At 50.9% G+C, this 22,771-nt stretch carries 16 protein-coding genes; 10 read left to right on the forward strand and 6 right to left on the reverse strand.

Annotated elements, in window-relative coordinates:
* Window positions 1-41: 41 nt before the first annotated feature.
* On the reverse strand, window positions 42-2,141 hold the full coding sequence (locus B153_RS0105780) for a TonB-dependent receptor (protein ID WP_020595736.1): 2,100 nt from the start codon (window positions 2,139-2,141) through the stop codon (window positions 42-44).
* Between the two features lie 217 nt (window positions 2,142-2,358).
* Between B153_RS0105780 and B153_RS0105785 the strand changes: the two genes are divergently transcribed.
* Window positions 2,359-2,781, forward strand: coding sequence for a hypothetical protein (locus B153_RS0105785; protein ID WP_020595737.1), 423 nt, complete (start codon window positions 2,359-2,361; stop codon window positions 2,779-2,781).
* Window positions 2,782-2,787: 6 nt separating this feature from the next.
* On the opposite strand, the gene B153_RS0105790 is transcribed toward B153_RS0105785, so the two are convergent.
* Together B153_RS0105790 and B153_RS0105795 are read right to left on the reverse strand one after the other, a co-directional pair.
* Window positions 2,788-3,885 (reverse strand): L-dopachrome tautomerase-related protein, encoded by a 1,098-nt coding sequence (locus B153_RS0105790; RefSeq protein ID WP_026261932.1) that lies wholly within the window; start codon window positions 3,883-3,885, stop codon window positions 2,788-2,790.
* 35 nt (window positions 3,886-3,920) lie between these two features.
* Window positions 3,921-5,153 (reverse strand): mandelate racemase/muconate lactonizing enzyme family protein, encoded by a 1,233-nt coding sequence (locus tag B153_RS0105795; RefSeq protein WP_020595739.1) that lies wholly within the window; start codon window positions 5,151-5,153, stop codon window positions 3,921-3,923.
* A 205-nt stretch (window positions 5,154-5,358) separates the two neighbouring features.
* Between B153_RS0105795 and B153_RS0105805 the strand changes: the two genes are divergently transcribed.
* From B153_RS0105805 to B153_RS38490, 3 genes are read left to right on the forward strand one after another with little or no spacing between them, the layout of a single operon-like run.
* Window positions 5,359-6,798: a DEAD/DEAH box helicase gene (locus B153_RS0105805; RefSeq protein ID WP_020595741.1), complete on the forward strand. Its 1,440-nt coding sequence runs from the start codon at window positions 5,359-5,361 to the stop codon at window positions 6,796-6,798.
* 9 nt (window positions 6,799-6,807) lie between these two features.
* Window positions 6,808-7,518, forward strand: coding sequence for a Gfo/Idh/MocA family protein (locus tag B153_RS38485; RefSeq protein WP_245564834.1), 711 nt, complete (start codon window positions 6,808-6,810; stop codon window positions 7,516-7,518).
* Between the two features lie 50 nt (window positions 7,519-7,568).
* Window positions 7,569-7,919, forward strand: coding sequence for a hypothetical protein (locus tag B153_RS38490; RefSeq protein ID WP_245564835.1), 351 nt, complete (start codon window positions 7,569-7,571; stop codon window positions 7,917-7,919).
* On the opposite strand, the gene B153_RS0105815 is transcribed toward B153_RS38490, so the two are convergent.
* Window positions 7,916-9,160: a BamA/TamA family outer membrane protein gene (locus B153_RS0105815; RefSeq protein ID WP_020595742.1), complete on the reverse strand. Its 1,245-nt coding sequence runs from the start codon at window positions 9,158-9,160 to the stop codon at window positions 7,916-7,918. The genes B153_RS38490 and B153_RS0105815 overlap by 4 nt on opposite strands.
* Window positions 9,161-9,343: 183 nt before the next feature.
* A complete protein-coding gene (locus B153_RS0105820) occupies window positions 9,344-10,090 on the reverse strand; it encodes a hypothetical protein (protein WP_020595743.1) in 747 nt (248 codons plus the stop codon).
* Between the two features lie 165 nt (window positions 10,091-10,255).
* On the opposite strand from B153_RS0105820, the gene B153_RS0105825 reads away from it, so the two are divergent.
* A complete protein-coding gene (locus tag B153_RS0105825; protein WP_020595744.1) occupies window positions 10,256-13,360 on the forward strand; it encodes an amidohydrolase family protein in 3,105 nt (1,034 codons plus the stop codon).
* A gap of 7 nt (window positions 13,361-13,367) precedes the next feature.
* Window positions 13,368-14,669 carry an amidohydrolase family protein gene (locus tag B153_RS0105830; RefSeq protein WP_020595745.1) on the forward strand — a complete coding sequence of 434 codons (1,302 nt, stop codon included), beginning with the start codon at window positions 13,368-13,370 and terminating at the stop codon, window positions 14,667-14,669.
* A gap of 118 nt (window positions 14,670-14,787) precedes the next feature.
* On the opposite strand, the gene idi is transcribed toward B153_RS0105830, so the two are convergent.
* Window positions 14,788-15,336 carry an isopentenyl-diphosphate Delta-isomerase gene (gene idi, locus B153_RS0105835; RefSeq protein WP_020595746.1) on the reverse strand — a complete coding sequence of 183 codons (549 nt, stop codon included), beginning with the start codon at window positions 15,334-15,336 and terminating at the stop codon, window positions 14,788-14,790.
* A 524-nt stretch (window positions 15,337-15,860) separates the two neighbouring features.
* On the opposite strand from idi, the gene B153_RS0105840 reads away from it, so the two are divergent.
* The 4 genes from B153_RS0105840 to B153_RS0105855 are packed head-to-tail and all read left to right on the forward strand — an operon-like array spanning window position 15,861 to window position 22,709.
* A complete protein-coding gene (locus tag B153_RS0105840) occupies window positions 15,861-16,598 on the forward strand; it encodes an RNA polymerase sigma-70 factor (RefSeq protein WP_020595747.1) in 738 nt (245 codons plus the stop codon).
* Window positions 16,599-16,611: 13 nt separating this feature from the next.
* A complete protein-coding gene (locus B153_RS0105845; RefSeq protein ID WP_020595748.1) occupies window positions 16,612-17,664 on the forward strand; it encodes a FecR family protein in 1,053 nt (350 codons plus the stop codon).
* Between the two features lie 13 nt (window positions 17,665-17,677).
* Complete coding sequence (locus B153_RS0105850) at window positions 17,678-21,043, forward strand: SusC/RagA family TonB-linked outer membrane protein (protein ID WP_020595749.1); 3,366 nt, start codon at window positions 17,678-17,680, stop codon at window positions 21,041-21,043.
* A gap of 52 nt (window positions 21,044-21,095) precedes the next feature.
* A complete protein-coding gene (locus B153_RS0105855; protein ID WP_026261934.1) occupies window positions 21,096-22,709 on the forward strand; it encodes a RagB/SusD family nutrient uptake outer membrane protein in 1,614 nt (537 codons plus the stop codon).
* Window positions 22,710-22,771 lie beyond the last annotated feature (62 nt).

The following is a 22,771-nucleotide window of genomic DNA, read 5'->3' on the forward strand; positions in this document are numbered from 1 at the left end:
TCCTTGTGGATGACCACTCCTCACGAGTCCGATACCTGAAACTACCATTTCACACTTAGGCGAACACCGGCCAGTCCGTTACGGCCAGGAGCGGCATTGTAGTATCGATTACCGACCGCATTCAGGTCATACCCCAGGGAGTAAGCCCGATCCAGCAGATTGTCGCCACTGGCATATACATCCAGCATCCAGTGCTGACCCAGGTTACGCCGAAAACCCAGTGTACCCTGAAGCAGTTGAGTTGGGTTCGACAAGGCCGTGTTGGCGTCGTTCAACTGAAACTCCAGCAAAAACAGATAGGTCAGGTGCGCGTAGAAGCCCAGCCGCGTTTCGACATCGATACCCGTTGTGTTGGCGGTTGGGGCAACACCCGGAATCTGGTTATTCGACAGATCGACGCTGCCCTGCTGGTAGTCTCGGTATCGATAGTTGGTCAGGGTCAGATTATTCCAAAGGCGGAGAAAGGTAAGGGCCTGGGTCGTATTGGGCAGCACAAAATCGTAGCTTATCTGGGTTTCCAGACCCGGTTGGTCTGTTCGTCCGGCATTGATAAAATAATCGGCACCTGCCGCATCGGATCGGCGAACAATGGTTTCTCGGAGTTGCAGTTTGTAATAAGAAATGTCAAATCGCAGTCGACTGTTGAAAGCGGAACCCCGCACCCCCACTTCGTAACTAATGCCCCGTTCGGGATTTAGTGATGTGCTAAAGCCACCTGCCGACGGATGCACTTCCTGACTCGATGGTGCCGAATAGCCCGTACTGATGCTGGCAAAGGCGGATACATTAGGGCCAAATGTCCGTAGCAGGGCTACTCTGGGTAGCCAAACAGGGGTAAAATTTCGGGTGATCAGGGCCGTTGGAAGGCCATTGGCTCGAATCTTATACCGGGTGAAATCGTAGCGAACGTCGTTGCGGCTCAAACCTGCCGTAAGGCGAAAGTGGGCGGGCAGCTCACTTTCTATCTGGGCAAACAGCGTGGTTTGTCGTGCAATGAGTTCTTCGTCGGTTTGGATAGTGTCAGGTGTACCGGCCCGGTTGCCGAAGTTCCGATCAACCGTGAAGTTGCGGAGTAGTTCGGCTCCGACGGTAACGACTGTGGGCAGAGGGGCGTTGGGGAATCGGAATTGGGTAACGGTACGGCCACCAATGCCCAGATCGGTCCGTTTTTCATAATTGGTGATGAACGGATTGGCAAAGTCGGTTGTAGAGCCGTAAAGAACGGTGGTGTTCTGAATGCGTTCGTTCCAGCGGTACTCATGCGAAAGCCCAAAATAACCCAGCTTCTGATAAATACCAGCCTGTTGAGCAGCACTGCTGGGTAAGGTAGCTGTGGCAGGACGGGAAGCCCGTGGATTGGCCAGAAACTGAGCTTCCGTTAGCCCTCCGGGGGTTTGGTAGTGCAGGTCGGAGTACAGAGTCAGCAGCGATACCGTCCGTTTGGGGCTTACATTGAAGGAGCCGATGAAGCTCAGATTGTCGCGTACAACTGCACTTTGGTCGCGGTATCCGTCCGATTGTAAGTGGTTGTAGCTTAAAGAAATAGCTGAATTGGCTTTGCCCGTTTGCAGAGAAATGCCATTTCCATACAAGCCATAGGAGCCACCCAATGCCGAAAGTTCTACACTGCTCTTATTGGCCGGCACTGCCAGGCCACTAAAGAGGATGGTACCACCAGTGCCTGCTCCGTATAAACTACCGGATGGTCCCTTGATCACTTCGATCCGGCCTAGTGCCCGCACATCGAGTGCGTTGAGGGGGGTATTGCCGCCTGCATCGGTCAGGGGGAGTTCATTCCAGTAGGTTTTTATGTTTCGTACACCAAAGGGTGAGCGAATCGCGCTTCCACGAATGGCCAGCCGGTAGCTTCCCGGCGATCGTTCGTCGGCTCGTACTCCCGGTATTGAATTTAATGACGGAACGATGGTGGGTATACCAAAGCGTTGATTTAAGTCCCGGCGCGTCAGTACACTTACGGCTGCCGGAGTTTCCAGCAGCCGTCGGTTCGTTGCATAACCTCGTACAACAACCTCATTCAATTGCAGGGTATCCTCCAGAGATGGAGCCGGGGTTTGGGCAAGGAGAAGATCGGGACTGACGATACAGATAAGTACGCCTAAGAAGAAGTATTGCTTTATCATAAGTTGACAACTATGCCTTGTAAAAGTACATCGAATAAACGGGAAACAGGGTTTCTGGGGCAGGTAAAATCGGGTTAGTCGTTAGGGTATCAAACCACCTGTGCAAAAAAACAATCATAACAGTTAAGAAGCTACCCATGTCATAAGTGACTTAATGGGTATATGTGGACCTATTTTATACTCCTTTTCTGGCATCATATTTGACAAGCGTAGTCGTATGCAAGCTTTATCTTTACAAGAGAAGAGCCTGATAATACGGCTCTTACATACCCTTCAATGGGTACTTCAACTGGCAGGGGGCAGTGTACTACTCGGGGCACTGCTGGCAGGATCACTGCTTTGGCAGCCGTATGCCGATCAAAGCGAACTCGAACGGGAACTAGCCAATCAGACTTACCTCCGGGTGGTGTCGGAATTGCACCGTTCAACCTGTGTATACAACCCGGGACGCTGGTTGCCGTTTCTGGACTGCAAATCAGTTGACAATAAGCAATTTACGTTGGCATACGAAGTGCTCGTTTATGAGGGTAATCCATTTTATTACAGCCCTTTCTATGCTATACAGACCAATAGTATTTTTAAAGCGTTCAGCGATAGGTCGTTACCCGACGATGCCGTAGACCTCCGAAACAAGCCTTAAGTGGGTTTAGTCCGGCAATTTTACCCGGTACAAACCAAACGGGTAATCCACTTTGTCTTCTCCGTTATTATAGCGACGGGTGCGGTGTATCTGGGCGGCCGTTATGTACAAATACCCGTCGGTTCCAATCCCGAAACTGTCGGGCCATAGTAAACGATTATCTTGAACCAGAACGCGCAAACGTCGGTTAGGTTCAGAGACGCCAGGAATAAAATACCGAATGGCTTTGTCTGGAGAGTCGGTCAGGTAAATGCGCCCCTCTTTGTCGGCAATCATTCCGTGCGATATCCCTGTTTCACCCATTGATTCAACATGGGTCGACAGCTCAGCAGGGGATAAACGTTCATTCACCAAATCGTCTACGTTAATCCGGTAGAGTTTCGTTTGGGTGATCGGGCGAAAATAAAGATACTTGAAGTCATGGGTGAGCGCAATGCCGTTGACATGGCTACGAAACGGATTGCCCTGTCTATCCCGAACCTGTTTCCCATCGATCGTCAGCACAAAATCAGGATCGGCTTTGGTCGATGGAGCCGTCTCCAGTACCGTCCGGCTTTTCCCCGAAATCAAATCCAGCACAACAATGGCCCCCCGGCCAGGATCGGAAAGATAGGCCTTTTGCCGACGTGTATCGATCTGTACGTCGTTTAGGGCAGTACGATCGCGGGCTAAATCCTCGAATCGGTAAATCGTTTCTATCCGGTTGGTCTTTAGGTTGATCTTCAGGAGCTTAATGCCTTCGGGTATCGCTTTTTGGCCCGATGGACTAGCCGGGTCGAGTACCCATAGGGCGTTGGCCTGATCGACAAACAGAGCCTGAACGTTGATAAAGCGTTGTTGAGGGTTCAGCGAATCCCACTGATTCCATTCGGCATTGGGGTAAGGGATACGCTTCCCATTCACAATCTCAGCCAGCCCATAGTCATAGTTCGCAGGATTTTTCGGGAACGTAACAAAGACGCGGTTCTCCTGCGAAACGCCAAGACCAATGGGTTGGTACTTTCCAAACTGAGCAACGGTTTCCAGTTTAGCCGAAGAATTCGACTGGGCCAGAGAATTCAACGGGCTTAGCAAACAGAAAAGAGTAACGATGTGTGTTTTCATAGACGCATAACCCACGAAAATGGATTCTGTTGCTGTCAGACAATACGCTCGGCGGTTTTCCAGATTGTTTCGTCATAAGTAATCCCCAGACCGGGTTGATTCGGAATTTGAATCGCTCCGTTTTTTACCTGAATGGCAGGTGTGTACCAATTAGCTGGTTGGCTGGACAGGTCGAAAACGGTTTCCTGTAGCCCGTAAAGGTTCGGGCAAACTGCCGCCAGATGCCAGAATGGAGCAATCAATGGATCGGCCTTGGGCGTATGAGGTGCAATGGATTTGTTGTATTTCCGGGCAATTTCGGCCACCTGTAATGCCCGAAGAATACCTCCGTTATAGTATAAGTCGGGTTGCAGCAAATCGTAAACATCAGTGCGGGCCAGTCGGTCAAAGCGGTAAAGACTCGTATCCTGCTCACCCCCCGCCAGCCGGATTTTAGTTAGGGCCCGGTTTACAATGCGAAGACCTTCTTCGTCTTCAAAATTGCAGGGCTCCTCAAAAATGACGACCCCATGATCTTCCAGCATGTGCCCAATGGCAACCCCTTCCTGGGCTGTATACGAGCCATTGGCATCAGCGTAAATAGTGATTGAATCGCCCAACTTTTTTCGTACCAGCGGGACAAAGGCTCGTGTCCGTCGTTCATCGTCGGGTGTGTTCTGCATTCGACCCCCGACTTTAATTTTCACGCCCTTTGCTCCCGTAAGAGCCAGTTTTTGGGCGAGCTGATCAACAACCGCATCAGGGGTTAGCGTGCCCCGGTCGAAATCGGAGATATAGACATCATAGTGGGTGCGTAGCGGTTTGCCTAGAAAGTGATAAACGGGTTTATTGACCAGCCGACCCAGCAAATCCCAGACCGCGATCTCAACCGAGCCAATGCAGTTCCAAAGAGGCATACCGGCATATTTATAATTTGAATTGAGCCGATACGCATTGTCCACTAAGTGTGGCAGATCACGGGCATCTTTTCCAATAAAATGCGGAATAACCAGCCCTTTCAGCAACGACGACAGATTCGGCATTCGGTCGTTGCATTGAGTAATTCCCCGCGTACCATCCTGAGCCGTAACGACCATCATATATTGGCCCTGCGTTTTCAACAACTCGACTGAGCGAATCAGAACCGGGCTGGATACGGCTTTATGGATGTCGGGAAGGGGCCAGGCAGGTAAGCCATCATCGACAGCCAGCCACGAACCTACTGAATTGGTACTGGCAAACAAACCACTACTTAAAATAGCTGAATGGAGAAACTGTCGGCGGTGCATGGCTTTGGGGAGGAATATTCTTTCAGGAAAGGACGCCTTACAAGGAGAATACTGGATAAACTTCGATTTTTTCGATATATTTGTTTCCAATCAAGCAGAAGCTGGCCGGGAAGTCAAGGTCAGTTAGTTTTCACCTTCACGAAGCTGTATCTTGACGTTTCAAGAATTTAATCTCCACGACGACCTGTTGGCCGGTGTGGATGCCATGAACTACCTTAAGGCCACGCCGATTCAGGAACTGGCAATTCCTAAAATTCTCGAAGGGCGCGACCTCATCGCCAGTGCCCAGACCGGGACCGGTAAAACGGCGGCTTACCTGATTCCGCTACTCGATCGAATTTCTCACGCCAACCACGACCATACCAGTACGCTCGTGCTGGTACCCACGCGTGAGCTTGCCAAGCAAATTGATGAACAGGTGGAAGGCTTTGGCTATTTTGTGCAGGCTCGAAGTATTGCCATTTATGGAGGAGGCAAAGGCGACGATTGGGACAAGCAGCGTAAAGCACTTGAAACGGGAGCCGATATTATTGTGGCTACGCCTGGCCGACTCATAGCACACATGCAGTTGGGCTATGTCAACTTCGACAAAATCGACTATCTGGTTCTGGATGAAGCCGATAAAATGCTCGATATGGGCTTTTCGGACGACATACTGAATATCGTGGCCAAACTGCCTGCCAAACGGCAAACACTGCTGTTTTCGGCCACGATGCCGCCAAAGATCCGGGAGTTCTCGAAACGGATTCTGACCGAGCCCGAAGAAATTCGACTGGCCGTTTCCAAACCCGCAGCCGGGATCGATCAGCAGTTTTATCTGGCCTACGATGCCCAAAAGCTGCCGTTGTTAGTGCATCTGATTCAAAATAGCCGTACCCCTGTGCAAAGCATGGTGCTGTTTACCTCCAAAAAGGCAGAAGTGAACAGCATCGTTCGGGCATTGGGTAAACTAGGGTACGAAGCGCGGGGGATTAGCTCCGATCTGGAACAGGACGATCGGGAGGTTGTACTTCGGGATTTTAAGAACAAAGCTTTCCCGATCCTGGTCGCTACGGATGTGCTCTCGCGTGGGATCGACATCGATAATCTGACCCACGTTGTTAATTACGATATTCCCCGCGATGCCGAAGATTACGTCCATCGGATAGGTCGGACGGCACGGGCGGCTACCACGGGTACTGCGATCACGTTCATCAGCGATCAGGACCAGAACCGGATTGTTAATATTGAACGACTCATCGAACGGGAGGTTGACAAGCAGTCCATCACCGAAGAGTTGGGTATGGGCAAATCGCCCGTATTCGATCCGCGTCGATTTAGTGGCTTACGTAACAAAAACGGACGAGGCTCGGGGCGGGGTCGGGATAAGCGACGGAACGACGAACGACGGAAGCAGGAGCCTGGGGCAACCAGTACCTCCCAGCAGGCTAATCGTCGGGAGCGGAGCGAAAAAACAGGGCAGAAACCTCGTCCTGATGCAACGGTAGAGGGTGAAAAACCGTCTGTTCCGGTAAATGCCGAAGGGCAGCCAGTTGGTAAACCAAAACGCCGGAAAAAACGTCGGCGTGGACCAAAAAGTGATGAACCCGGTAATGGGGCTGCCCAAACGGTTTCATCCGCCAATCCTGAAGCTACCGGCGAATAGCGGTTGCCAATGACTACACCCATTTCACGACGAACGTCCCTGCAAACCCTTTCCTTAGCGGTTGGCAGTATCTTGACTCAGCCGATCAACGGGCTGGGGGCAAGCGAGCCTGCTCCTAAAAAATTAGGGATAGCTCTGGTTGGCCTGGGCAATTATGCAACCAATCAGCTGGCCCCGGCTCTTCAGGAAACCCAGAACTGTTACCTCGCTGGTATTGTAACCGGCTCGCCCGAAAAGGCCAAAGTCTGGTCTTCGAAATATGCCATTCCAGCGAAGAACATCTACAATTATCAGACCTTCGATCAGATTCGGAACAACCCCGATATTGATATTATCTACGTGGTGTTGCCGAATTTTCTGCATGCCGAGTACACCATACGGGCAGCGCAGGCAGGTAAACACGTGATCTGTGAGAAACCCATGGCGATGAATGCCAATGAGGCCCGACAGATGATTACAGCTTGTGAGAAAGCCGGGGTTCAGTTGTCGGTAGGGTATCGGCTGTACTTCGAGCCGCACCATCTGGAAATGCGTCGACTGGTGGCCGAAAAGGCATTTGGACAGGTGAAAGTGATTGAGTCGGCCTTGGGGTTTACGGTGCCAGGCCCTGACTCATGGCGACTGGATAAAAAGATCGGCGGGGGAGGAGCGATTATGGATTTGGGTATTTATGCCAACAGGGCGCACGGCGAACGCTCAATCTGGACCCGATCAGTGTAACTGCGCAGGCGTTTACCTACGATAAAGCGCATTTCAAAGACGTTCATGAGATGGTATTCTGGCAGTTTGAGTTTCCGGGTGGAACCATTGCGGATTGCCGAACGACGTACTCGTCCTATGTTGACCGGCTTTACGTGACCTGCGAACGCTGGGGCTGGTACAAGCTCGAACCTGCGTATAATGCAACGGGGGCTCAGGGCGTAACCAGCAAAGGCCCTATGCTTATGACTGCCCCGAATTATCAGCAAGTAGCGCAGATGGACGCCTTTGCGCAATCGATCTGGAACAAAACCACTCCCGAGGCTTCGGGCGAAGAAGGCTGGAAAGATATGAAGCTTATTGGCGCTATTCTACAGGCAGCCGATACAGGGCGGAAAATTATGATCGACCTGAAAAGCTAGAACACTTCCCCCAGGTTGAAGAATAAGCCGTGGGAACCATCCATGCCGAAGCCGTAGTCGATGGAGAGATTGGTACGGGAGATCTTGTTCATTTTTATACGTAATCCTCCGCCAACAGCAGGAACTACCTTTTCAAATTGTCGAGTCGCCTGTTCGGTAACCGTTTGGGCATTGGCGAAAATAACCCCCCCAAGCAGGCGATCGTCCGTGATGTGAAAGCGGTATTCGGCTTCGGCATAAAGCAGGTTTTTTCCCCGAAAGCGCCCCTGAATAAACCCTCGCCCCAGATTACCATTGCTATCCCAGCCCGTACTGGGCAAATCGAGAAAAGGGGGATTGCCGTTGAGGGTGAATGCGTTGTATGACCATAGGGCCAGAACATTGCCCGATCGTAGTGAAACTGGAATATACTTCCTTACCTCCAGTAGCAAGGATTGATACGTCTCATCACTCCCCAGAAATTCCATATTGCTGCGTAACACAGCATTGGCATATAAGCCTCCGGTTGGATTGATGGAATTCTGACGGTTATCATACAATACATGGAGCGTAGGCCCAGACGAAACCGAACGACCCTGAACACCGTATGGGTAGCCCGAAATCCGTGTAAACTCCCGGAAATCGTTATAACTCTCAATGTTCCAGTGCAGGTCCAGATGGTAGCCGATACCCGCATAAAAATTGGGGGCTAATTGACGCAATAGGCTCTGGTACATACGCAGATACGCATAATCCATATCCACCACCCGTCGGTCGGTCGAGGTGTACATACCCAGTCCATAGGTAGCTTGTGGGTAATGCATCAGCCGCCAGTCGTTTGTCCACAGGAAGCGATTATTGCGACTCCATATCTGCGAAAGGGCCGTAAGAAAGGCCTGATTATTCTGCGTATAGGTAAGTTGCGTGCTAATCGTCGACATGTTGGCACCTGGCCGTCGAAAGGGCGTATTTACTAGAACGGCGGCCAGTAACTGCGTCTGTAAGGTATAGCCAACCTGAGGAATGACAATCAGAAATCGTTTGCCTTCATGCAGACTTGCCGAGTCGTGTGGGACAATGTGTAAGCGAGGAAACCAGCGGCTAAATAAATCAGCTACATCATGAGCGGGCGTAACCGACTGATTAAAGGGTAGATTGGATGGGGATGAGGTCGTGTCCGAAAGCGGCATTTGAGCCAGAGCGATGGCATTCGATCCGATCAGCAATAGTAAACCCACAAACGAACGATAGAAGAGCTTCATAAGTGGGTTAGAACGATTGCATGGGGCCTTAAAAATGCTTTATCAACAGGTACTGCCACAGAATTACAGCTACTAAAACGCTGTAAAGCACCAGAACGTTGCAAAACTGTGGGGTTTTACAACACAACGCTGGTTCAATAGGTGAAAACAAACCATAGAACCAGCGGTAACAGTACGACAAAGTTATAGCTTATTGTAATAGGCAAACACGGTCATCAGGCCCGAACGGGATTTTAGGTCTGGTTTCTGAGTCTTCAAAAACGCTTCAATCTGTTCTTTTTTGTCACCCATCAACTCTAGTATAGATTTTTTACCCGGCGAAAATTTTAGGGCTTTCTTATCGCGGGCAACGTACCAGTCCATTTTCTTCATGTATTCATCATCCTTGGTTCCCGTATTCATAGCCATATTATAATTGGCTTTGCGGATGTAGACCGTAGGATATTGCAGTAAATCCAGTTTGCCGCCGTTAACCAATTGCTCGAAAAAACCATTCAGCGATTCGGCTTCGCCCTGGTATTCATGCACGTTGATGAATCGACTGACAGACCCAAACAGGTTGTTCCGGTCAACATAGCGTACGGCCGAGGCTTTGACGGCTTTGACACTCCTGGCTCCGGCTTTGATTTCCACTTCATTTGTCGACAGATCCAGCCGTACGGGGACACCAGCCAGCGAATCGTTCGTTAACGAAACCCCTACCTTATTATAGAATTTTACATTACCCGCCTGCCAGGTAGTATCCAGATACGGATCGCCAAGGAGTTTGCCCGGCTCTCCTTTAATGGTAAAGAGTGTGGAGTTGTTAGAAACGTTCAGATTCGTAAAATTGATACGGTCGCGCGTTGTTTGGGCCATGTATTCGGTTTGTGCCTGAGAGAACGCTGGGATCGATCCGACCAGGCAAAGGGCGAAAAGAAAAAAACGCATAGGAAAATAAATAGAATGGTTATCAAGTAATAAAGAAACAAATTATCATTGAAAATAAATAATGTAAGGCTGCCTTAATTCGCAAAATCTTCTTTGGCTCTGATGCCCAAAGGCGCTTTTATTTCTGTATTTTTGGCAGTTAACCCAATCAACAACTAGTCTTTCATGATAAAACATTTCCTGACAGGACTGCTTACAGTCAGTCTGGCCTATGGGTCTTTGGCTCAGACAACCTTCCCCCAAAATGGTGTTTACGACGAGCGACCAGGGCTGTACGCCTTCACCAACGCCACCATCGTTGTAGACCCGCAAACTACACTTCAAAACGCGACACTGCTCATCCGTAACGGGCGTATCGAAGCCGTTGGAACCAACGTTTCCGTTCCGGCCGGAACGGTCATTGCTGACCTCAAAGGCAAACGTATTTACCCAGCCCTGATCGACATCGACTCAGACTATGGTATGCCTGAGGTTACGCGTGGACCGGGTGGCGGTGGCCGTGGAGCTGGCGCTCCGCAGTACGAATCGAACAAGAAAGGACCGTATTACTGGAACCAGGCCATTCAGCCTGAAAATGAGGCTGGCATCATCTTTAAAGCGAATGCGGCCAAGGCCGACGAGTTACGTAAACTGGGCTTTGGGGCTGTGCTCGTTCACCCACACGATGGGATTGCCCGGGGTACGGGTGCACTGGTAACGCTGGCCGATGATCGGGAAAATACACTGGTATTGAAACCGAATGCAACCGCCCATTTTTCGTTCAGCAAAGGAACGTCTACCCAGCAATATCCCAACTCCATGATGGGGGTGGTAGCTTTGCTGCGGCAGGCTATGTATGATGCCGACTGGTATAAGCGGGCAGGCAGCAAAGAACAGGCTAATATGTCGCTCGACGCTCTGAACCGGATTCGCAGCCTGCCAACCATTTTTGAGGCCAATGACAAACTGGGTATCATGCGGGCCGATAAGATCGGGGATGAGTTTGGGGTTCAGTATATTGTGCGTAGTACGGGCGATGAATACCAGATGATCGATGAGGTCAGGAAAACGGGGGCTTCGCTGATTGTGCCCCTGAACTTTCCACAACCGTATGATGTCGAAGACCCCTGGGATGCCGATAATGTGTCGCTGGCCGAGCTTAAACATTGGGAAATGGCCCCTTCAAATGCGGGCCGATTGGCCGCTGCCAATATTCCGTTTGCCTTCACGACCGCCGGCTTACGCAACAAGACTGATTTCTGGCCGAATTTGCGAAAAGCCATTGAAAATGGCCTGCCAGAGCAAAAAGCCCTCGAAGCGCTGACCACCATTCCAGCCAAACTGATCCACGCTGAAGATATGCTCGGTTCCTTGCAGAAAGGACGGGTGGCTAATTTTATTATCACATCCGGCAATCTGTTCAGTGCTGATAACGTGATCTATGAAAGCTGGACACAGGGCAAACAGTACATCGTAACGACCAAAGCTCCGGTTGATCTGCGGGGTAGCTGGGCACTGACAATCGGCGATCGGAGCAACCTGAAACTGAACATTACCGGAAAAACACCGGATAAACTGGACTACCAGATCGTTGCTGATACGGCCCGGATTACCCCTAAAGTAGCGGCAAGTGGGGAGTTGATTTCGATGCAGGTTCAACTGAACCGTCGGCAGCCGGGAACGACTCGCCTGACCGGTTACCGGACGTCTCCTACGGAGTTCAAAGGTGATGGGGAAATGCCGAATGGACAAATCGTTCAATGGTCGGCCGTTCGGACGGGAGATGCCCCGGCTTCGACCACGGCCACCTCAACTACGGCCACTAGCAGTACATCGGCCATGGCGTCGACTACGGCTACAACGCCTGCCAGTAGCACGGCCACATTGCTTTATCCGTTTGTCGGTATGGGTAATGCACAGAAGCCCAAAGCTGAATCTGTACTCATCCGGAACGCCACCGTCTGGACGAACGAAAAGGATGGTGTCTTGAGCGGTGCCGATGTGCTGGTTACGGATGGGAAAATTTCGAAAGTAGGGAAGGGGCTAACGGCTCCGGCGGGTGTAAAGGAAGTGGATGGAACGGGTAAGCACCTGACCAACGGCATTATCGACGAACACTCACACATCGCGCTGTTGTCCATCAACGAAGGCGGGCAGTCAAGTTCAGCCGAAGTACGGATGTCGGATGTCATCAATCCCGAAGACATTAATATCTATCGGCAACTGGCCGGTGGGGTAACCGCGTCTCAACTGCTTCATGGTTCGGCCAACTCCATCGGAGGGCAATCAGCCCTGGTGAAACTGAAATGGGGTGAATCGCCCGAGGGTATGCTGATCAAAGGGGCAGATGGCTTTATCAAGTTTGCACTCGGTGAAAACGTGAAGCAGTCCAACTACCCGAACCCGAACGTACTGACCCGATTCCCCCAATCGCGGATGGGCGTTGAGCAGGTGTACATGGATCATTTCACCCGCGCGAAAGAATACGCGAAAGGCTGGGAGGTTTACAATAAACTATCTGCCAAAGAAAAAGCAACGGCAATGCCTCCCCGTCGGGATATTGAACTCGATGCCCTGGCTGAAATTCTGGCTGCCAAACGGTTTATTACCTGCCACTCCTACGTGCAGTCGGAAATCAATATGCTGCTCAAAGTAGCGGATTCGCTGGGCTTTAAAGTCAACACGTTCACGCACATTCTGGAAGGCTATAAGCTGGCCGATAAAATGGCGAAACACGGTGTCGGGGGCTCGTCGTTTGCCGACTGGTGGGCCTATAAAATGGAAGTACACGATGCCATTCCGTACAATGCTGCGCTGATGCACCGTCAGGGGGTGGTTGTGTCCATCAACTCCGACGACGCCGAAATGGCCCGCCGATTGAATCAGGAAGCGGCTAAAACGGTTGAGTATGGTGGCGTAAGTGAAGAAGATGCCTGGAAAATGGTAACCCTTAACCCCGCGAAACTCCTGCACCTGGATACCCGCCTGGGTAGTATCCGGCCTGGTAAAGATGCCGACCTGGTATTGTGGAATGCGCACCCGCTTTCCATTTATGCCCGTCCCGAAATCACCATGATCGAAGGCGCTACGTACTTCAGCCTTAAAGATGAAGACGCCAAACGCGATGCCTTGCATGCAGAACGTTCGCGGATCATCCAGAAAATGCTGGCAGCGAAAGCGAGTGGCGCGTCGACGGTCCGTCCAACGTTCCGTCGGGCACGTATGTGGCATTGTGAAGACATTGAAGGGGTGATGGCCGAAGGGGAAGAAGAAAAAGCAGAGAGTAAATAATCGAACGATGAAAAAAACACTGTCAATACTATTTTCACTGGCTGCGCTTACGAGCTTTGGTCAGAATCCGGCTCCGGCCAAACCCCAGACGAAAGCCATTGCTTTGATGGGTGGGGTTGTACACATTGGTAATGGCCAGGTGATTCCTAATGGTGTAGTCCTGTTCGATAAGGGCGTCATTACCAACGTGGTCGATGGAACAACCGTTCGGCTGAATCTGAATGACGTAGAGGTTATCGATGTATCGGGTAAGCACGTGTATCCCGGCTTTATTTCACCCGTTTCCACGGTTGGCTTGCAGGAAACCGGAGCCGTTCGGGCTACCGTCGATAAGCAGGAGGTCGGCAATCTGAATCCACACATCCGCGCCTTGATCGCGTACAATACGGATTCGGAAATTATTCCGACCATTCGAAATAATGGGGTTCTGTTTTCGCAGGCTACCCCGCAGGGAGGGACGATTTCGGGGAGTTCAAGCGTCATGATGTCGGATGGCTGGAACTGGGAGGATGCTGTTCTGAAAAAAGACGATGGGCTCTGGCTGAACTGGCCCGCTTATTTTTCGCGTGATTTCAATCTGGAAGACTTTTCGACCATTGTTCGAAAAAACGAGCGCCGGGAAGCGGCTATTGCTGCTCTGCAGGCCACTTTTGCCGATGCACGTGCGTATGCGGCCCTGACCAATCCGACCCCGATGAATTTGAAACTGGAAGCGATGAAGGGGTTGTTTTCTGGAAAACAGAATCTGTACATCCGGGCCAATAATGGCAAAGACATCATCGAGTCGGTGCGCTTTGCCAAAGGAGCTGGCGTGCAGAAAGTAGTGATTGTAGGTGGCGAAGATGCCCATCGGGCTATCACCTTCCTGAAAGAGAACAATGTGCCGGTTATCCTCAGCGAAATGCATCGGTTACCTGCTCGGGAGGACGAAGATGTGGATTTGCCGTATCGGCTGCCGGGCCTTCTGCAAAAGGCGGGTATTCTGGTTGGGCTAAGCTATGCAGATGAGTGGTGGCGCACCCGTAATTTGCCCTTCCAGGCTGGAACAGCCTCGGGTTTTGGGGTGGCTGACCGCGAAGAAGCGCTCAAACTGGTTACGTCAAATACGGCTAAAATTCTGGGAATCGATAACCTGGTCGGTACGCTGGAAAAGGGCAAACAGGCGACACTTTTTGTATCGGCTGGGGATGCCCTCGATATGCGGACCAACGTAATCGAAAAGGTATTTATTCAGGGGCGGAAAGTAGATCTGGATGATCGCCATAAGCGCCTATACCGAACCTATAAGGATAAATACGAGCAGAAGTGATTTGCGGAGGAGATTCCGCATCAGACGATAGGGTACGGTGGGGTAGGTTTTTAAACCTACCCCATTTTTTGTTGCCCTGGAGAACGGCACCGATGGGACCTGATGAGTTGTGGGGCGCTTAATTCGCCGGAGACGGTTGGTAATTCATCAACTGTTCGAATAAGATTCGAAACCAGACGGTAAAGTTGGAAGGGTGGTGGGCTATTTCTTCGGCCAGTTCGGCCGAACTAACCCAGCGATAAGCCGCTACTTCCTGCGGATTAAAGGGAATTGGGCCATCATATAGCCCGGTGAATACATGGTCGATCTCATTTTCGATCAGGCCACCTCCCACATCCGCCTGGTAGTGGAACGTAAAAACGGGTTGCAGGGTGGTTTGAAACCCCATTTCTTCCTCCAGCCGCCGTGTGGCATCCCCAAGGGTATCGGAGGGCTGCAACGGGTGGCCACAGCAGCTATTAGACCATAAACCTCCCGAATGGTATTTTTCAAGTGCCCGTTGCTGTAATAGAAAATCGCCCTGCTGATTAAAAATCTGGACTGAGAAAGCGCGATGAAGCCATCCTTCTGCATGAGCCTGCCATTTTTCGGCGGTATTCAGTACCTGATCGTGCTTGTCAACGACTAGAACCATATTTACTTGTTTCGATTTGGTTGTATAGTCCATTTGTTAAAGAATATTGTTTTAAGAAAACGTGAATGGTACCGAGTCTACGCATCCATAACGTAGAAAACGGGTTTCAAGCGTTTGACTCGTCGAAAATGATTGATGTCAGGAACGTCATCAGGCGGGCAGGATTGTTGCCTAATTTAAGTGCCTGATTCGTATCATCCAACCCGTTTCTAGCGCTTTGTGAATCAGAACCCTTTTAGAAAGGCCTGAGTATTCGCTTATTATTGGATAAAGGTGGTTTCATTCAATCTGATCTGCTTACATCATGGAGGACCATCCATTTTTTTCTGGATAACTATAGATACCAAAGGCCGCTCGGACTATCCTGTCCATCACCTGTCTACGTTTTCGCCGGGCTGGCTGGTGGCCCAAATTAGGTGCTGGCAACATAAAAACAAGTTCGTGGTTGACGTTATTTAGTATAATTCGTAGAAATTTTAAAAAATAATCGCACTTAAACCAAGGGTTACCCCGGCCTAAAATACTCTTATAGATAAACCCCTCTGATCGACTTCTGCATGAATCGCCAGCCTTTTAGCGAACGTACCAATTTGCCCGAACAGCCCGGCTGGACGTCATCCGATGCCTCAGAGTCGGATGCGTCGGTGCCTGTTTATATCGATTCGGAACGATTCATCCGACAGATGTTTGAGCAGGACCCACGGAAAGGCTACGAGCTGCTCTTCAAGCGGTATTATCAGCCCCTATGCAACCACGCCATTCGGTTTGTGTACTCCCGCGATCTGGCCGAGGATTTAGTGATCGAGCTATTCAGTCAGTTCTGGCAAAAGCAACTACACAAGGTAGTCACTACGTCGTATCGGGCTTATTTGTTCACCTCAGTCCGTCATGCGGCTTTTGCCCATCTGCGTAAAGAGCTTGGCCGTGAGGTCCCACTAGCTGATTTGTCGGACATCATAACCGAATCGACCCCCACGACACCCCAGCAGGAGTTGCAATTCAATGAACTTTATCTCAACATCGAAAAAATTGTTCGGGCCCTACCTCCGCAGAGTCAGAAAGTATTCATGATGAGCTGGTTCGAAGGCAAGCGAAATGCAGCCATTGCCGACGAGTTGCAGATGTCGGTCAAAACCGTTGAGGGCCATATGACCAAAGTATTGGCCATTTTACGAAAATCGCTTCAGGATTACGGCCTGATAACGCTGTTGTTCGGATTCGGTAACTGGTCGTTTGAACAGGTACTAAAACAGGTGGGTGGCATCCCGCTGGGCGCCCTCTTCCTTAACTTTTAACCCTGCTCGACCTATGAAACCGACACTATCCCAACAAATCATCTGGAATTTTTTTGAAGGCAAAACCACCCCAATGCAGAACACGCTGATTCAGGAGTGGCTTGCTGACCCCGACAGCCAGGAGCTTTATTTCCAATGGCTCGAAGAGTGGGAGCGCAACAATCCACAGTTTACGCCCAACGTAGAACTGGCCTACGCTCGTTCGCTCCATCTTGTGCAGGGAAGCGAACCGCCGATCGACCATACGCCTTCACTTGCCGAACCTGTTGTCCGCTCGTTTAGTAGCCGGTTTCAGTTTGTTCAATGGGTCGCTGCCGCCTGCGTTGTGCTGGTGGCGGGGGCCTATCTGCTACGTAACGAATGGTATTACAAACGCTACGAAACGGGGTACGGTGAGGTCAGAACCATTCGCCTACCCGACAATAGCCGCGTGAGCCTGAATGCGCATTCGGTTCTGACAGTGCCTCGTTTCGGATTCGGTAGCGGACAACGCGAAGTTCAGTTAACGGGCGAAGCCGAATTTGCCATCCAGCATATGCCTGATCATCAGCGGTTCATCGTTCGTACACCCGACCAGCTCGAAGTGCAGGTGCTGGGTACTGAGTTTATTGTTTACAGCCGGGAACGGGGCTCGAAAGTGGTTCTGAGTCAGGGGAAAGTGCAGCTACGTCAGCTAAAAGACCTGACCGCGAAGCCCGTCATTATGTTGCCCGGCGATATTGCTACGCTGAGTCAGGAGGGCCATTTTTCGCTACGTCATCAGCAGCAACTACCTACCCATCAGGCCTGGAAGCATCGCCGGTTTATGTTCGAAAACACATCGGTAGCCGAAATAGCCTACCAGATCAGCGAGTACTTTGGCGTGAACGTAGTGGTTTCTGACCCGGCCTTATCCCGACGAACGATAGGCGGTACGTTTCAGGCCGATTCGCCGATGAGTGTGCTACAGATACTGGCCGATATTTTGAATGTACAGATTTCCCAAACCAAAAAGCCCGATCAAACTGTGGACCGGGATTCGGTCCCAACCTATGTGTTAACCCCCATATCCAAGTCAATCCCTTAACTTCCTTTTTCTTATGACCCAATTCATACGAATTCTCGTAACCATAGCGGGAATAACGGGGTATCTATTGAATATTCCGCCCCTAAAAGCCCAGCTATTAGCACAAAATCGCATCAAAAACGCCGAAAAGCCCGGTTCGTATTCAGCTCCAGGTATGCTTACGCTACGGGATGCCCTGATGCAGGTAAAAAAACAGTTTAACATCGATCTTCTTTTCGAAGAAAAAATACTGGAAGGAATCTCGGTATCATCTGGCCAGATTCAGTCGGGCAAATCGCTGGAGCGCAACCTGTCGAATCTGCTGCAACCCGTTGGGCTTCGTTTTAAGAAAGTCAATAAGGCTACGTATGTAATCCTGACCATTCGCACCGAGTCGAAACTGAATGAGAAAGACCCTGTGGAAACGCTGAGTTCAACCCTGCCAACCCAACCCTCCACCATCAATTTCGTACAATCGCTACCCGCACAGATGCCCGGCACAGCGCAGGTGGCAGACCGCACTATAAGCGGGGTGGTTACAGGCGAGTCGGGCGAGGTGCTACCCGGTGTAAGTGTGGTCATCAAAAGTACAACACGCGGCACAACCACCGACGCCGACGGGCGTTATCGGCTCAATGTCCCGGACGGAAATACTACGCTGGTATTTTCCTTTGTTGGCTACCAGAATAAAGAAGTGATCGTTGGCAACCGATCATCAATCGATATGCAGTTGCTGCCCGATCAGAAAACGCTGAACGAAGTGGTCGTTGTGGGGTATGGCACCCAAAAGCGCGAACAGATTACGAGTGCCATTGCCAGCGTCAAAGCCGAAGATTTCGTAAAAGGCCCCGTCCAGGATGCCGCCCAGTTGATCCGTGGTAAAGTGGCGGGACTAAGCGTAATCACACCCGACGGTAACCCCACCTCAACGGCCCAGATCTCGCTGCGTGGCAACGCAACCATCAACGCCAGTTCGGCCCCGCTGATTCTGATCGATGGCGTACCGGGCACGTTGAATACCGTGGCCCCTGAAGATATTGAATCTATCGACGTATTGAAGGACGGATCGGCGGCCGCAATCTACGGAACCCGTGGTACCAACGGGGTTATTCTGATCACGACCCGAAAAGTGAAAGGCGAAACACCCCCATCCATCGAAATCAATTCGTACGTAACTACTCAGCGTATGACCCGCCAGCTAGATTTTATGAATGCCGACCAGTATCGGCAGTTGGTGGCGCAGAAAAAACCGGGGGCTATCGACTACGGTAACAATACCAACTGGCTCGATCAGGTCACGCAAAAACCCCTCTCGCAGGTGCATAACATCAGTTTGCGGGGCGGTTCCCGAACCACCAACTACATTATGAGTCTGGAGTATCGGGGCCTGAACGGGATCATGAAGAAGTCAGACAACATGACCCTGTTTCCACGGCTTGAGGTCAACCACAGTATGTTCAACGGCATTCTGAAAATCAACGCGAACCTGAGTGGCTATCAGCAGAAGTATTTTTCGATCGACGGGGGGACGTATTCAGGCTTTGTTTACCGGAATGCCCTGACCTTTAACCCCACAGAAGCCATAAAAGACGCCAATGGGAACTGGACCGAACGGACCGACAAAACCGATTACATGAACCCGCTGGCCCTCATCGAAGAGTCGCGGGGCGAAAACCGGAACAACAACTTCCGAACCTATGGCACCATTTCGCTGGCCCCAATTGACGGACTGGAAATCAAAGCGCTGTTTGCCCGCGATATGTTCAATAGCACTCGTGGGTATTACGAAACCAAACGCCATTACTCAACGGCCCGGAGCGGCCGTAACGGATTTGCCTCGCGCGGTACCACCCGCACACAGGACGATTTGTTTGAGTTGACCGCCAATTACAACAAGACCCTGAAAGACCACAATATCACTTTGCTGGCTGGACATACCTGGCGCCGGTACAATGCCGAAGAGTACTGGATGCAGAACTGGGATTTCCCGACCGACAATTTCTCGTATAACAACATCGGAGCCGGACTGGCTCTCAAACGGGGTCAGGCCCCTGAAAGCTCGTTTCAGGAAGAGAATAAACTGATCAGTTATTTCTTTCGGGTCAACTACAGCTTCATGAACAAATACCTGCTCATGGCCAGTATTCGGCACGAGGGATCGTCACGATTTGGAGCCAATCACAAGTGGGGTAGCTTTCCGGCCTTTTCGGTGGGCTGGAATTTGCAGCGCGAATCGTTTCTGCAAAACATCAGAGCCCTATCGAACCTCAAACTACGGGCGGGTTATGGCGTAACCGGCACCGAACCCGGCAGCTCGTATCTGTCGCCAAACAAAATCAATTTCAACACCTATGTGCTGGTAAACGGGCAATGGATTCAGGCGATCAACCCATCGAACAACGCCAACCCGGACCTGCGCTGGGAACGTAAAGAAGAAATTAACCTGGGGGTCGACTATGGGTTTCTGAACGACCGGATTTCGGGTTCGATAGACCTCTACCAACGCACCACCCGCGATCTGATTGCTAATTTTCCGGTTCCTACCCCCCCTTACCTCTACAACACCATCACGGCCAATGCCGCTTCGATGCAGAACAAAGGTCTGGAGGTTCAGGTGAATATCGTTCCGATCCAGAAACCGTCGTTCCAATGGTCAACGTCAGTCAATTTCTCGACCAACGCCAACAAAATCCTTTCGTTATCGAATGACCGATTTGCACTCGCCAGCGGCTACTTCGACACGGGCAATACCGGCGAACCGATTCAGCAGACTACGCACCGCGTGCAGGTTGGACAACCCATTGGTAATTTCTGGGGCTTCAAAACCATCGACATCGACGAAGCAGGGCGCTGGATTATCGAAGGTAAAGACGGTAAGCCCAAACCCATTGCGCAGCAGCAGGCCGACGACAAACAGATTATTGGCAACGGCCTGCCGAAGCGGTATCTGAACTGGAATAACACCCTTACGTATAAAAACTTCGATCTGAACGTAACGATGCGGGGCGCGTTTGGCTTCCAGATTCTGAACATGACCGAAATGTTCTGGAGTGCACCCGTTATGCTGACCCGTGGCAACCTGCGTACCAATGCCTACGACCCAATTTACGGCAAACGCCCACTGGCCGACGATCAGTCCCTGAACTACGTGAGTTATTACCTCGAAAATGGTAATTACTGGAAAATCGACAACGTAACGCTGGGCTATAAGCTGAATCTGAAAAGCAAGTACATAAAGCGCGGACGAGTTTATCTGTCGACGGCCAATTTATATACCCTCACTGGCTATAAAGGGATTGACCCCGAGGTAAGCATTGGCGGACTGGCTCCGGGCATCGACGATAAAAACCGCTATCCGGCTACAACCAGTTACACCGCAGGAGCCATGTTCACGTTCTAACGAACAAACCAGAATACGACCTATTTCCACGTATTTCCTAACATCCGAACTTATGACATCCCTTAAATCATACCTCTTCACGATTACACTTCTGGGGCTTACCATGAGCGCCTGTAATAATGATCTCGAAGAAAAAATCTATTCTGAAGTAACGGAGGAATCGTATGCCTATACCGATGCCTACAAAGCCATCAGCATTGTTTATGCCAACATGCGTGGGCTTATTTCGCACACAAATTACTACATGGCGCAGGAGTCGACTGCCGATGGCATTGTGATGCCCGCCAACGCGTCGGGCTGGGACGATGGCGGTATTTACAAGCGCATGCACCTGCATACCTGGAACTCCGAAAATCCGCAGATGAGCAGCATGTGGAATAGTTTTTTTGCCGGGGTTATTAACGCGAATCGGATCATTGACCAGCTCAACAGCAACAAAATCACGATACCAACGGGCGTTACCAAAGAAGGGCTTGTGTCGGAAGTGCGGGTAGCCCGAGCCTTCTTCTATTGGCTCCTGTGCGATAATTTTGGTGATGTACCCCTCATTGCCGACCGCTCCGACGAGTTGAAAGGCAAAACGGCCCGTAAAGACATTTACCTGTTCATCGTAAAAGAACTGACTGAGGCCATCCCGAATCTGAGCGAAGAGCGTAGCCAGTTGACCTACGGCCGTTTCAACAAATGGGCGGCCAAAACCCTGCTGGCCAACGTGTATCTGAACGCCGAAGTATACACGGGTGAAGCCAAATGGCAGGAATGCCTGACCCAATGCCAGGAAATCATTGCCTCCGGAAAGTATCAGCTCGAATCGTCGCTCAAAGCCCCGTTTGTTACCAGCAATCAGAACTCACCGGAAATCGTTTTTGCCATTCCATTCGATGAAAACCTGGCGGGTGGCTTCAACGTAGAGATGTTCTCGTGGCATGCCTCACTGAAAAACAAGTTCAATATGCTCGATACGCCCTGGGGCGCTGGTTCGGCCAAAGGCATTCCGCAATTTATCAATACCTACGACCCCGCCGACGGACGACTGGCCGCTACCTGGATGATGGGCCCGCAGTTTGCTGCCGATGGCGTAACGACCCTGAAAGGCTCTTACGATCAGGCAGGTAAAGACATTATATTGACCAAGGAAATTCCTGACGGGCTGTATACAGGCGAAGCTGAAGGATATCGCATGAACAAATTTGAGGTAAAAAATGGCGCACTGGCCAGCCTCAGCACCGACTTCCCATTCTTCCGGTATTCGCAGGTGTTGATGATGCAGGCGGAGTGCCTGCTTCGGACGGGCAAAGCTGCCGATGCCGCTGCGATTGTCAGCCAGATTCGTACCCGCGCGTTCGTATCGGCTCCAGCCAAAGCCACCGTTTCGGGTGCCGATCTGGAGAAAAACAGCAGCTACCAATACGGCTACGTCGAGAACTACAAAGTGGTTGATGCTGGCGATCAGGCTGCCGTTAAATACGGGCGTATGCTCGATGAACTGGGATGGGAATTTGCCTGGGAAGGCTTCCGGCGTCGCGATATGATTCGTTTCGGCATTTATACCACCAAAAGCTGGCTGTCGCACAAGCCGAATGGGGCGCATCGGGCAGTTTTTCCACTTCCGCAGATTGCAATCAACTCTAACCCCAAACTGGAACAAAATCCCGCTTATAAATAGATTTCTTTACGTAAATAGAACGCAGATTTTTATGATCGTTATGATAGATTAAGATCATAGTA

This window comes from Spirosoma panaciterrae DSM 21099 (assembly GCF_000374025.1).
GTDB classification, from domain to species: domain Bacteria; phylum Bacteroidota; class Bacteroidia; order Cytophagales; family Spirosomataceae; genus Spirosoma; species Spirosoma panaciterrae.